This window comes from Natronosalvus amylolyticus, assembly GCF_024298845.1.
Classification (GTDB): Archaea; Halobacteriota; Halobacteria; order Halobacteriales; family Natrialbaceae; genus Natronosalvus; species Natronosalvus amylolyticus.
The window spans coordinates 3,427,455-3,440,242 of the sequence record NZ_CP101156.1 but is presented as its reverse complement, the minus strand read 5'-3'; the positions used below and the strand labels follow the sequence as shown (position 1 = coordinate 3,440,242).

Genomic DNA, 12,788 nt, shown 5'->3' with positions numbered 1-12,788 from the left:
CTCGTCGGACGGCTCGAATTCGCCCCAAAGTCGGGTCCGGGCCCGAGAGCCGCCATCTCGAGCTAAAACTGTTCGTCCTCGAGGTGCTCGACGGCGACGAACACGAGCGCCAACGTCACCAGAAAAGTGCCGACTGACACTCCCGCATACGCAGCAAAGCTGAGCAGAGAGACGGTGAACGGGATTGCGAGAACGGTGACTGTTTCGTAGCCGCCAAGCGTTTGCAATCCAAAACCGAGCGCCCCACCCAGCGCCGCGGCGACGAGTGACACACCGAGAACTGCGGCCACGATGGCTCGAGGATCGCGGGAGATCGAACCGAATCGAAGATCCATTACGCCGTGGTTCGCAGTCATAGTCGTTGATTGTTGCGGTTTTGGAGGTGGTCGATCGGCCCTCCAAACGCGGTAATCGGAGTGGTGTAACTATTGTAGCCAGTGAAACGATTTACACACCTAGTCCGACGCACGCTTGCGATCGGGTGTGCAATGACTTTCACTGGCTACTTCCTGAGCAGCGATCGAACCGTCCCACCGCTGACAACGAAAACAAACCCTCCGAGACGGTGAATCGTCCGAGCCAGACCACGGCCGAACGGGACGCGCGTCTGACTAAGAATTAAGAGTCCGCCACACCTGGTGGGTAGCATGGACGATACACCGCAAGAAATTACCTCGCTGGTCGGCCGTGAGGTATACACGAACAACGGCGTGTTCGTTGGTGAAGTGGAAGACCTTCGGCTCAACGTCGATGGGGAAGCCGTCACAGGATTAGCGCTCGGTGGTCTCAACTACGAACTCTTTGGCGACCAGGTACACGGCTCTCGAGGCGTCGTCGTGCCCTACCGATGGGTGCGCGCCGTCGGCGACGTTATTCTCGTCACAGACGTCGTCGAGCGAGTCAAAGAGCCCGACGAAGAACAGGAAGAAATCGTCGCCTGATCGGTTCAGGACACAGTATTTCCCCTCGAGTCACGACTCGTTGAGCCATGGGTCTGGCTATCGGTCAAACGGGTTCGATCGAGAAATTCACACGCGCCCACCCGTGTGTCACGCGAGGTTGTGGAGACGGGAGTGTCGCTCGAGCGTGTTGGAAACGAATAGCCGCCCCAGAACCGCAGGCCGATCAATTCCCGTTCGAGCCTTCGCCTTCGACACCCATGGCGTCGAACAACGTCCGTTTGACCGCTTCTTCGGTCAACGTGAGCAACGTCTCCCGGGTATCGTCGGAGATGTCGATTCCGGTGAAGATCCCGAGCGGAATCTCCGCACTCGCCTGCGTAGAGTGGCCCGTCGCTGCTCCGATTTCGCTGTAGGCGTCCTCGAGGACGCCACCGATATTCATGCGAATGTCTTTCGAGCGCGCGGCAAGGAAGATGGTTTCCTCGGCGACGCCAAACACCGCCGTCGTCGTCACACCCTCGAGGTTCAGCAGGTGATTCGCCGCCTGCATGAGCGCTTCGCGGTCCCGAACGAAGCCGGCGTTCGAAACCAGGTGGCTGCCCGAAACGTCCCGGTTGGCGATGGCTTCGGCCAGCACGTCGAGGGTTTCGGGAGACATCGACGGCGACTCGACCTGTTCTAACGTGTCGTGGTTCGCGAAGGGATAGAGGTAGGCCGCAGCCGTGAGATCGGCAGGCGTCGTGTCGCGTTTGAAATCGAGCGTTTCGGCGCGAATGCCATACAGCAAGGCAGTCGCCACCTCCTCGGAGACGTTCATGTCGAACTCCTGAATGTACTTCGTCATGATCGTCGAGGTCGAGGACATGTTCGGCCGGATATCGCTGAACGCGGGCTCGAACTCCTCGTCGGGTTCGTTGTGATCGATCAGGATATCGACCTCGAGGTCGAGATCGCCGGTCGTGTCGTGGTCGACCAGCGCAACGGTATCGTACACCGATTTGTCCTCGACGTCGTTCCACTGGACCAGTTCGATGCCGAGCAAATTGACGAAGGCACGGTTTTCCTGATGGCCGATGTCACCCAGGTAGACGATATCGGAATCGACATCGAGGTGCGTCGCAATCGCCTGCAGGGCCGCTGCGCTGGCGATGGAATCCGGGTCCGGGCTCTGCTGGGTGACGATAGCCAGTTTCCCCGTCGTATCCTCGAGCAGTTCGGCGAGTGACGCCGCATTGTGCTCGAGTTCGCCCGACTCGAGAGCTCGAAGCGCGGAGTCGGCGATGACTGCCGACGGGTTGATAACGATGTTGGCGCCGAGTTCGGAAAGTTCGTCGCCCGACACCGGGTCGCTCGCACGCGCGATGATGAACTGATTTCCACCGAGGTCGCGGATGTGTTCGACGGCCTGTTTGTTGGATTCGACGTCCGAGGCGAGGATCAACACGACAGAGCGGTCGGCGACCAGTTCTGCCGTTTCGGGTTCGCGGATGTCTGCGGTTCGGGCGTCGAGGTCCTGATCGCGGAGGGACTCGACGCGATTTTCGTCGCGGTCGATGATCAGCACGTCTTTGTCCTGGCCCGTTAGCTCCTCGGCGACTGCAAAGCCGACGCTGCCGCAGCCGAGAATCGCGTAGTCAGAGATCGACGAGATCGTAACCCCCGTGTTCATGTGACAGTCTGGTTGGACCGACTGTACTTAATGGTCCCGAAGACGCGCACGATTTACGTTCAGGTGTGTTGATAGGCTCGAGCGGTCGGAACCCGTGATACAGTGCCGGGTAAAGGAAACCTATTTTACCGGCGGGCAAAAAGTCCGGGGTACAGGGCCGGTAGCTCAGTTAGGCAGAGCGTCTGACTCTTAATCAGACGGTCGCGTGTTCAAATCGCGCCCGGCCCGCTTTTGCTCCGAGCAATTACGCGAGGAGCAAAGCGGCTAGAGCGATTTGAACTAGACGAGTCGCAGCCCGCGGAGCCGAACGGAGTGAGGCGAGCAGGAACGTCTCGGCGTAGTTCACAATCGCGCCCGGCCCGTTTTTGCCACGAGGAAACTCTCGAGGAGTGAAACGACCCCGAACGAAGGGGACCCACTACTCGAGTCCGAGCCTAGCCTCGTACAATCGCTCGACAAATCGCGAGCGGGCCGCAAGCGTCTCGTCGTGGACGATCGTCGTCTGATAGTGCCAGTCGATCCGAAGCCGATGGAGGTAGATGGCTGGTAGATACACCGAGATGGTCCGAGGTGGTATCTCGAGTGTGCGACAGTAAGCAGCCAGATACCGCTGGGCAGCGTCGCGATAGGGCTCGAGTTCGGATTCCGGCGTCGAAAGGGCGTCTCGCTCGAGCGAGGGAGATAGTGCCTCGAGAGCGGCGGGATAGCCGCCAAAAACCCGTTTGGCCGTATCCAGCAAGAAGAGTCCGGCGTCGACGATTGGACAGCCGTCGGCGGCGCCGTACTCCCAGTCGATGACGCCGGTGACGGTTCCCTCGTCGTCGACGTGGACGTTACTCGGCATGAAATCGCCGTGAACGGGCGTGGTGAACGTCGGGACGGAAGCGGATAGTGGCGGTGGCTCGAGCCCCGTCGGTTCGAAGGTCAGTTCGTCACGAACCATCTGGGGCGAGGGTTCGAAGCGCTCGCTTCGAAACGTTTGCTGAAACGCGAGGAGCCACTCCAGCCCCGTCTCGAGGACGGCTTCGAACGAGTCGGGGTCCCCCTCGAGGCGCTCGCTAAGGGCTGTTCCTTGCGTCGGCACCTCCATTCTGGCAGTCCCAACCGCCGTCTCGACGGCCCTACCGGCGGGAAGCGTCTCGCGACGGGAAAAGCCATGTTCTGGTGCTCGGAGCCAGGAGAGTAGCGCGTGCTCTCGAGCGGTGAGCGGGGCGTTCTGTGGGCAGTTGGGAACTTTCCAGACCCGTTCGATGACCCGGTCGTCGCTGGCGATTTCGAGGACGACCGAGCGTGACCGACCGGGGAGCACAAGCGGGCGACAGTCCTCGAGGACAGGTTGTCCGCAGATCCGTTCCGCACGAGGGGTGTTCGAGCAGACGACGAGCAACGACGGAACGAGTCGTTCACAGAGGGCTGCAAGTAGAGCGCGCGTGGGTCCCGCTCGTGACACGATCGACAGGGAAGTTTCACCGAGCGTGCGACCATACTCGAGTTCGGCAAAAATGAACTCCAGCAGCCGGACGATCGTCCCCTCGTCGCCAACCGGAAACAGGTACGACGGCGTGGCCGCGTCGGGGACAAACGCGTAGATGTCCACGGTTTCGAAGCCGGCCCGTTCGGCCAGCGTTCGGTAGCGACCGACCGTCGACCCGACGGCGGCTGCAATCGATCGTGAACGTGCGCAGTTCTCTTGTTGGCTCTCACGCAGCGTCCGGAGCAGGGGCCCCGTTGGCCCATCGGCGGTGAAAACGAGCGTTCCGTCCGTCCTGAGCGTATCTCGGATGGACTCGAGACTGTCGCTGATGGTCGACGGAGTACGCTCACTCCAGTCGGCGACCACGGTTCCAACCGCGTCCGTTTCGAGAGGGGGTCGTCGGTCAATCCCCAACAGCGGCGAAATTCGGGTCGCGTGGAGTGTCTCGAGGGCGTCCTGATTCGACACCTGGACGAAAATCGGCTCACCGCTCGCCGTCGTGTAGACCTCGAGTGCCCGAGCACAGCGCAGGGCATCCGGCCCGAGAGTCAGATACGGACCCTCGAGTTCGTGCCCGAAAAGCGCGAGCCAGCCGTTTCGCTTGGTTCCGGGGTGTGGTGAAGAAGGACTCGAGGAGCGCGATCGGCACTGACCCGAGGGAACCGACACGCCGGGTGGTTTCGGGGGGCTCGAGCGGGCCGGATCGATGGTGTTTCGTGTCATGCGTATTGGAACGTCGAGCGAAGTTCAGTCAGATCGAGAAGGCCGCTCGCGACGGCGAGGACAGCCCAGACGAAGACGCCGAGGCCGATGACGAGCGCGAGCGAGACGATGCCGGTGATGTAGCGGGTGACGCTGGCGACGGCCAGTGCCATGGCACCAGTGATGAGAGCGATCTGGACGAGCCTACGAGCGAGATAGCCCAGTCGAAGGCCGAACTCCTGATGGATGATGTAGACGTTTGCAGCCGTGTACATCGAGTAGGTGATTACCGTTGCCAGTGCCGCACCAACCACACCAAGGGCCGGAATCAACGCGATCGTCAGGACCACGTTCAAGACCGCGGTCGACCCTTTGACGATGGCCCGAGCGCGTGCGCGGCCGAGGTAATCGAGGCCGTTGCTGGTGATATTCGTCACAGCCTGCAGTATCGCGTACACCGAGAGAACCTGCAAGACGGGTGCTGCGCCAAGATATGCCGAACCGACGAGCAACGTTATCGTCGGCTCGGCGACCAAGACGACGCCAGCCCCGATCGGGATATACAATAACAGTGCGTGGACGAGGGAGGTTTCGTAGATGCTGGCCGCCCGCTCGAGGTTGTCGCTCGCCTTTTCGGCGGCAAACGTCGGCGAGATGGTAAAGCCGAGAGCGGACATCGGGGTTTCGACGAACTGGACGATCTGTTTGCTGAGGACGTAGTAGGAGACGGCGACGGGCGAGAGAAAGAAGCCGACGAGAATCGTGTCGACTTTTTTATCGAGCGTGTTTGCGGTACTGGTGGCCGTCAGCGGGAGGGTGTAAGCACCGATACGACGTCGCAGTCCCGCCTCGATACCGGTTTCGGTTCGGTGGGGCCGATACTGGTACAGGTAGAGATACCCGAGGCCGATAGCCGACGCGAGTGCGAAGCTGAGCAGATACCCCACGAGCGCACCGAGTGCACCGAAGCCGAGGAGGACGAATCCAGTTGCAAAAAAGAGTCGACTCGCTCGGTCGAGCGCGTGCAGGGTTGCCGAGAGTTCGATGGCCTCGAAACCCTGGAGCAACAGGCGAACGTAGGTCTTCGCCGCCTCGAGGAAGACGTAGAACACGCCAAGTAATAAAAACGGAGCCAGGGCTGGCTCGTCCAGTATCGATGCCAGGTAATCGTGGCCGCCGAGGAACGCGATGGCGACGATGGTGACCGCGAGCAGATTGTACCAGAGCGTCACCCGGAGAATGTGTGGAACCTGCTCCGGGGCCTTCTCTTTGTACTCGGCGACGTATCTGGCACCTGATTTGGCGATGCCGAGTTTGGCAAGAATCCCAACCGCAGCGAAGACGGCGATTGCGAGGAACAACAGCCCGTATTCCTCGGGGCCGAGCAATCGTGCGAGCAAAACGGTGAGCAATCCACCGGCGATGGTCGCGACGAGTTGCCCGGAAAACTCGGCCGTGAAACGCGAGCCCAGTGTGCTCGGCATATCAGTGGCGGTGTGCAGACTCGAGTGACACCGTCTCGGTATCCGGTCGCTCTCGCCTCCAGTTCCCCGCTTGGTAGTCCATGGGCGAGCGCACCAGCTATCCGGGCATTGTTATGGGAGGATTTCCCGACACCCAATTCGTAGAATTGGGGGCCTACCTCTGGTGAGCCCACCTCGTGCATGGTCCGTTCGACTCGAGGGTGCGCGGACCATTCACTCGATGGGGCCGACAAACACCACGGGACGCCCGCGTGGGGCCGTTGGGAACCGCTCCCTAGACCTGCACCCGTTTAAACCCCCAGTCGTGCACCCGTGAGTGACACCGAACGCGTCCGCGTGAGTTCACTCGGTAGTCGACGGTTGGTGGGTATTAGAGTCGACTCGTGTTGACCTCGATGCCGTCGACGGAGACGGTCAGGTCGTCGGTCGAGTCCACCTCGAACGTCTCGATGTCGCCGGTGAAGTGCCACTCCGTCCACGATCCCGTGAGATACCAGTCGGCCTCGCCGTCACCGTACTGCTCGCCTTCGGAGACCCACTGTGCGATTTCTGGAGCGGGCCGGATGTCGCCGCTGACTTCGATGTGGTAATCCGTGGTCCCCTCGAGCCGAATCGTCGACTCCTGGGCCTCGGTGACGACGTCGCCGGGTTCGACTGCCGAACCGTCGATGAAGACGCGGAGGTCGGCAGTCGAGTCCACCTCGAACGTCTCGATGTCGCCGGTGAAGTGCCACTCGGTCCACGAACCGGTTAGGTACCAGTCTACCTCGCCATCGCCGTACTGCTCGCCTTCGGTCACGTACTGTGCCAGGTCGTCGTGTGGGCGAATGTCGCCTGTGACGCCGATTCGGTAGTCGCACGCGCCCTCGAGCCTGATGGTCGATTCCGCGGGCCCGTCGTCGGCCGGGTTCGTGAGTGTGTCAGGATCGACTTCTTCGCCGTCGAGATAGACACGAAGGTCGGCCGTCGAATCCACGTCAAACGTCTCGAGGTCCCCGGTGAAGTACCACTCTGTCCACGATCCCGTGAGATACCAGTCGGCTTCACCATCACTGTACTGCTCGCCCTCGGTGACCCACTGAGCGATTTCGGGAGCAGGCCGGATGTCGCCCGTGACCCCGATTCGGTAGTCACACTCGCCCTCGAGACGGAGGACGGTTTCGTTCTCGCGCGGCCCATCGTCGTTTGACGCTCCCGAGTCGTCGACGTCTTCTTCGGAAGCTTCCGATGGTTTCCAGTCGCCGTCGGGGACCGGGCAGGTGCCGCTGGTCGAAATCCCGCTGGTCGATGGACTGCCGCTGATCGTCGTGCCGTCGACGTTGATCGTCGAGTTCTCGAGACGGACGTTGCTCGAGCTACGGATGCGAACGCCGTCACCCGCTTTTTGTAGACAGAGGTTTCGAAAGCGGGCACCGCTCCGGCCACGCAAATAAATCCCTGCGCGATTTGCGTCACCGGTAATCGAAACGTTCTCGATGATCGTGTGTCCGGAGCCACCTTCATCAAGTTGGATCGCGAAGAAGTTCCGATCTTGCCGGATGCGACAGTCACGAATCGTGATGCCCTCGTGAGCGTTCGACGTGTAAATCGCGTGGGCACCGGCCGGTTCGCCCATCACGAACTCACAGCCTTCGATGGTGATGTCACCGCTCGTCGAGCCGTTTGAATTGATCCAGATGCCGCGGGCAGCGCGACCGCCGGACCATCGTGCCCGCGGGGCGCGTGACTGGTTGAAGACCGTGTTTCGAACCGTCGTGTTGCCACCGATTCGCAGCCCTGTGTTCGTATCCTCGAGGTAACACGAGTCTATCGTCAGGTGCGCCGGCATATTGTGGAAGTACATCGAATTGTTCGCAAAGCCGGAAACGGCCACGTTTCTGAGGGTAATATCACCTTCGGAGCCGACGATGCGGAGTCCGCCGCGGTTCGAGGAGCTATCCGGGTCGGCCGAGCCATCCATCGCCCGGACGTTCTCGAGTAGACCGGTAGTGCCACGGTCTGCATCCAGATAGAGGAGGCTCGACCCCCCGCGCTCGCCAGGGTCACTCATCTGGCCGATAAACTCGAGGTTCCGAACGGCCCAGTCCCCGCCGTGGAAGAAGTTAGTCGGGGCGGCACCGTTCGCGGAGAGGTCGACATCGATACCATCGATCGACCACCCACGTCCGGTGAAGTGGAGATATCGACTGGTGACGTGCCTCGGGACGACGATGGTCGCGTCCTCACCGATCCACGACCAATTGTTCGCACCGTCTCGAAACGGGTCGAGTCGGTATTCGCCGGGTGGGAAGTAAACCGTTTCACCGTCATCGTGGACGGACTCGAGGACGCTGTTGATCGTGGTCGAACCAGTCGGGTCAGCACCAGCGTCGACGATGTTTACTGCATCGTCGAGGTCGGCAGTCGCTGTTGCTGTGCCTGCGCCCGCAAAGAGACCCACTGCTGTGCCGGCGTATTTCAGGACTGAACGTCGGTGCAAGCGTTCGCTCGTGTGTTCGTCCGTACGAGTCGGTAATCGATCGCTAACCGGAGTATCGCGTGCCATACAGTCCGGGGAGCTAACTAATCAGATATAAACTTTCTCGTGCAGAGATCGGCTCTTTTCTGTGACTTTCAAATAATGCTGTACATTTGTATAATTAATTAAGCGACATTCCTATAGACCCTGTCACACACGAATACGAAGACTGCGACGAACTCGCGCGACCTCTATCGGAAGTCGTGAAGGTTCACACCGTTTTTCCTGACTCTCTATTCAATCGTGATTGTCCGGAGAAAACGATCTGTCAGAATCGTTCGCGCGCTGAACGAACAAATTGACCCGATTCAACTGACTGTTTTGCCCGGTAGTCACTCCATACAGCCGGACATTCAAGATCCATTATTAATAGCAACTCACTTCGATAATAGTATTACAATGCCACAGATCGTTTATACCAGTGTTATGGAGCTAAAATCATAAGCCATGTTCGCCACACGTTTCCCTCACAGGTCGGGGAATGTGAATTATATTCGTCACCTCGCTCCGTGTAGTAACCTTTAAAACAAAGTGCGCACAATAGTGGAGTAGATGGCGAGTAACAAGATTCTCGGAATCGACCTTGGGACGACGAACAGCGCCTTCGCGGTTATGGAAGGCGGTGATCCAGAGATTATCGTCAACGGCGAAGGAGACCGCACGACACCCTCTGTCGTCGCCTTCACGGACGACGACGAGCGACTCGTCGGCAAACCGGCGAAGAATCAGGCGATCCAGAACCCCGAAAAGACGATCGCCTCGATCAAACGCCACATGGGCGAGGACGGCTACACCGTCGATATCGAGGGTGAGGAGTACACACCCCAGCAGATTTCGGCGATGATCCTCCAGAAGATCAAACGCGACGCCGAAGAGTATCTCGGCGACGACGTCGAGAAGGCCGTCATTACGGTCCCGGCGTACTTCTCGGACAAACAGCGCCAGGCGACCAAAGACGCCGGCGAAATCGCCGGCTTCGAAGTCGAGCGGATCATCAACGAGCCAACGGCCGCGTCGATGGCGTACGGCCTCGACGACGATTCCGATCAGACCGTACTCGTCTACGACCTCGGTGGCGGTACGTTCGACGTTTCCATCCTCGACCTGGGTGGGGGCGTCTACGAGGTTGTCGCGACCAACGGGGACAACGACCTCGGTGGCGACGACTGGGACCACGCGATCATCGACTGGCTGGCAGACGAGTTCGAGAACGAACACGGCATGGACCTGCGTGAGGATCGACAGGCCCTCCAGCGGCTGAAAGACGCCGCCGAGGAAGCCAAGATCGAACTCTCGAGCCGCAAGGAGACCGAGATCAACCTGCCGTTCATTACGGCGACCGACGACGGTCCGATCCACCTCGAGGAGTCACTCACACGCGCGAAGTTCGAATCACTCACGGCGGATCTGATCGAGCGAACCGTCGAGCCAACCGAGCAGGCACTCGAGGACGCGGGCTACGGGAAAGACGATATCGACGAGGTTATTCTGGTCGGTGGCTCGACCCGGATGCCACAGGTAACCGAGAAGGTCGAAGAGCTCATCGGTGAAGCCCCACAGAAGAACGTCAATCCCGACGAGGCTGTCGCACTGGGCGCAGCAATTCAGGGCGGTGTCCTCGGCGGCGAAGTCGACGACATCGTCTTGCTCGACGTCACGCCGCTCAGCCTCGGTATCGAGGTCAAAGGCGGCCTGTTCGAGCGCCTTATCGAAAAGAACACGACGATTCCAACCGAGGAGTCGAAAATCTTCACCACCGCTGCGGACAACCAGACCTCCGTGCAGGTACGGGTCTTCCAGGGTGAGCGCGAACTCGCGAACAAGAACGAACAGCTCGGTGAGTTCCACCTGACGGGCATCCCGCCGGCGCCGGCCGGAACGCCACAGATCGAAGTCACCTTCTCTATCGACGAGAACGGGATCGTCAACGTCAGTGCCGAGGACAAAGGCACCGGCACCAGCGAGGAGATCACTATCGAGGGTGGCGCTGGCCTCTCCGACGCCGAAATCGAGCGGATGCAGCGCGAAGCCGAAGAACACGCCGAAGAGGACAAACAGCGCCGTGACCGCATCGAGGCACGCAACACGGCCGAAGCGACGATCCAACGAGCCGAAACCCTCCTCGAGGAGAACGACGACGTCGACGACGAACTTCGTGACAACATCGAGGCTGCCGTCGACGAACTCGAGGCGACTATCGACGACTCGGACGCCGACGCGGAAGCAATCGAAGCCGCGACGAAAGAGTTGAGCAACGAACTTCAGGAGATCGGCAAACAGATCTACCAGGAGGCCGCGGCGGCCGAGGCCGGTGGCGCAGGACCCGGCGGTGCAGGACCCGGCGGCGCAGCTGGTGCCGGCATGGGTGGCGGACCAAACCCAGGTCCAGGCGGCCCAGCGGGCGACGACGACGGCGAGGAGTTCGTCGACGCCGACTTCGAGGACGTCGATCCCGAAGACGACGAAAACTAACGCGATATCCAGCCACCGTACCGGTTCCCGAACACGACCCGTGGTCCCCACGAGTGTGCGAGCCAACGGTGGAATCTGACGCCGAACGCACAGTAACCGATTTTACCCAGTGTTGACGCATACTCGTCTTCGAGGCCGATCGTTCGATCCCTCGAGCGGACGACCACCCGAGAGAGATGCCGACGAACCAACCTGACGACAGCATTCGACGAATTCCGATCGAACTCACGCTCGAGGAGGCGTTCTCGGGCCTCGAGCGTGAGCTTTCGGTCGAACAGCCCACGCGGTGTCGGGCCTGTTCGGGGACGGGGCGAACGGGGCGGACAACGCGATGTCCACAGTGTCGTGGCCGCGGGCGGGTCGCTCGAGACAGTCGGGCGTCCATCGGTCGCCCTGGCTCGAGGCGCTGTCCCCGCTGTGAAGGAAGCGGGACGGTTTCGGCCAGCCAGTGTGCAATCTGTGACGGTGATGGTACCCGCTGGCAGGAAACTGCGGTGTCCGTCGATGTACCGCCCGGAATCGAAGACGGACAGGGATTGCGAGTGACCGCAGGTGCAGATCAGCAACCGATTGCGATTCTCGAGGTTACAATCGAGCCACACGAACGCTACGACCGCACCGGCACCGACCTTTCCTGTGAACACGCGGTTGCGCCAGGACGGGCCCGAGCGGGAGAGACGATCGAAATCGAAACGCTCGATGGCGACGTCCAGTTCGAGGTACCCCCCGGAACCGAAACCGGTGACCGGTTCCGGTTCGAAGGGAAAGGAATGCCGGCCCTCGACGGCGACGAGCGCGGGGATCTGTACGTCACGATCGTACTCGAGGACGATACAACGGGTCGGTCACCGTCTCAGAGTAACGGGGTAGCTGACCCGGACGAGGGGAAAACTAGCTCGGAGGAGGCGGCAATCGACCCGGACCGGGACACTCCTGGACCGCCCACTGGTAGACGGGGAGGCCCACGGGCGCAGACTCGAGCATCCGACACGAGCACCGAGCGAGACGGTAACCTCGCAGTCGAATCGGACGATGGTGGCCCGCTAGCGAACGAGCGCCCTGCCGATGAGCGTGCCACGAAAGAGCCAGCCGAGTCGACGCTCGAGGCGTACGAGTCCCGAATCGAAGCCCTCGAGTCGGCACTGGAATCCACGCAAGCGGAGTTTCGGGCGTACAAAGACCGTGTCGAAACGCGACAAGAACGGCGGGACAAACAGGCGGCGGCGAGTCTCCTCGAGCGCTTCGTCGAGGTTCGTGAGGACCTCGAGCGAGCCGTCGAAGCGGACAGTGACGACGGGGCAGGAGTGAAAGAGGGTGTCGAACTCACGTTGCGCCGATTCGACCGAATTCTCGAGGACGAAGGCGTGAGTCGAATCGACCCCGAGCCGGGAACGCCCGTCGACCCACACCGTCACGAGGTGATGCACCGGGTCGAGGGGGACCAGCCGGCGGGTACGGTCAGTTCGGTCTACACGCGCGGCTACGAACTCGATGACCGGGTTATTCGGCCGGCTCGAGTGAGCGTGAGTCAGGAAGCGTGAACAGTTCGTGTGTCTGATCGGCACAC

General features: G+C 60.8%; 8 protein-coding genes and 1 tRNA gene. 4 read left to right on the top strand and 5 right to left on the bottom strand.

Annotated elements, in window-relative coordinates; all coding sequences use genetic code 11:
• Positions 1 to 62: 62 nt before the first annotated feature.
• On the bottom strand, positions 63 to 335 hold the full coding sequence (locus NLK60_RS16035) for a hypothetical protein (RefSeq protein WP_254808777.1): 273 nt from the start codon (positions 333 to 335) through the stop codon (positions 63 to 65).
• A gap of 312 nt (positions 336 to 647) precedes the next feature.
• On the opposite strand from NLK60_RS16035, the gene NLK60_RS16030 reads away from it, so the two are divergent.
• A complete protein-coding gene (locus NLK60_RS16030; protein ID WP_254808776.1) occupies positions 648 to 941 on the top strand; it encodes a PRC-barrel domain-containing protein in 294 nt (97 codons plus the stop codon).
• A gap of 184 nt (positions 942 to 1,125) precedes the next feature.
• On the opposite strand, the gene NLK60_RS16025 is transcribed toward NLK60_RS16030, so the two are convergent.
• Positions 1,126 to 2,571, bottom strand: a complete 1,446-nt coding sequence (locus NLK60_RS16025) for a DHH family phosphoesterase (RefSeq protein WP_254808775.1) — start codon at positions 2,569 to 2,571, stop codon at positions 1,126 to 1,128.
• 154 nt (positions 2,572 to 2,725) lie between these two features.
• Here NLK60_RS16025 and NLK60_RS16020 point away from each other — a divergent pair.
• Positions 2,726 to 2,799, top strand: a tRNA-Lys gene (locus NLK60_RS16020).
• 190 nt (positions 2,800 to 2,989) lie between these two features.
• On the opposite strand, the gene NLK60_RS16015 is transcribed toward NLK60_RS16020, so the two are convergent.
• The 3 genes from NLK60_RS16015 to NLK60_RS16005 all read right to left on the bottom strand — a co-directional run bounded on the left by NLK60_RS16015 (position 2,990) and on the right by NLK60_RS16005 (position 8,776).
• Positions 2,990 to 4,768, bottom strand: coding sequence for a phosphotransferase (locus NLK60_RS16015; RefSeq protein ID WP_254808774.1), 1,779 nt, complete (start codon positions 4,766 to 4,768; stop codon positions 2,990 to 2,992).
• Positions 4,765 to 6,231 carry a flippase gene (locus NLK60_RS16010; RefSeq protein ID WP_254808773.1) on the bottom strand — a complete coding sequence of 489 codons (1,467 nt, stop codon included), beginning with the start codon at positions 6,229 to 6,231 and terminating at the stop codon, positions 4,765 to 4,767. The genes NLK60_RS16015 and NLK60_RS16010 overlap by 4 nt, the downstream gene beginning before the upstream one ends.
• 370 nt (positions 6,232 to 6,601) lie before the next feature.
• Positions 6,602 to 8,776 carry a right-handed parallel beta-helix repeat-containing protein gene (locus NLK60_RS16005; RefSeq protein ID WP_254808772.1) on the bottom strand — a complete coding sequence of 725 codons (2,175 nt, stop codon included), beginning with the start codon at positions 8,774 to 8,776 and terminating at the stop codon, positions 6,602 to 6,604.
• Positions 8,777 to 9,301: 525 nt separating this feature from the next.
• Here NLK60_RS16005 and dnaK point away from each other — a divergent pair.
• Entirely contained in the window at positions 9,302 to 11,221 is a 1,920-nt protein-coding gene (gene dnaK, locus NLK60_RS16000; RefSeq protein WP_254808771.1) for a molecular chaperone DnaK, read from the top strand.
• A 176-nt stretch (positions 11,222 to 11,397) separates the two neighbouring features.
• Entirely contained in the window at positions 11,398 to 12,762 is a 1,365-nt protein-coding gene (grpE, locus tag NLK60_RS15995; RefSeq protein WP_254808770.1) for a nucleotide exchange factor GrpE, read from the top strand.
• Positions 12,763 to 12,788: the final 26 nt, after the last annotated feature.

Coding starts and splice junctions, on each gene's coding strand:
- grpE (WP_254808770.1), top strand. CDS start 11,398: ATGCCGACGAACCAACCTGACGACAGCATTCGACGAATTCCGATCGAA.
- NLK60_RS16010 (WP_254808773.1), bottom strand. CDS start 6,231: ATGCCGAGCACACTGGGCTCGCGTTTCACGGCCGAGTTTTCCGGGCAA.
- NLK60_RS16035 (WP_254808777.1), bottom strand. CDS start 335: ATGGATCTTCGATTCGGTTCGATCTCCCGCGATCCTCGAGCCATCGTG.
- NLK60_RS16025 (WP_254808775.1), bottom strand. CDS start 2,571: ATGAACACGGGGGTTACGATCTCGTCGATCTCTGACTACGCGATTCTC.
- dnaK (WP_254808771.1), top strand. CDS start 9,302: ATGGCGAGTAACAAGATTCTCGGAATCGACCTTGGGACGACGAACAGC.
- NLK60_RS16015 (WP_254808774.1), bottom strand. CDS start 4,768: ATGACACGAAACACCATCGATCCGGCCCGCTCGAGCCCCCCGAAACCA.
- NLK60_RS16030 (WP_254808776.1), top strand. CDS start 648: ATGGACGATACACCGCAAGAAATTACCTCGCTGGTCGGCCGTGAGGTA.
- NLK60_RS16005 (WP_254808772.1), bottom strand. CDS start 8,776: ATGGCACGCGATACTCCGGTTAGCGATCGATTACCGACTCGTACGGAC.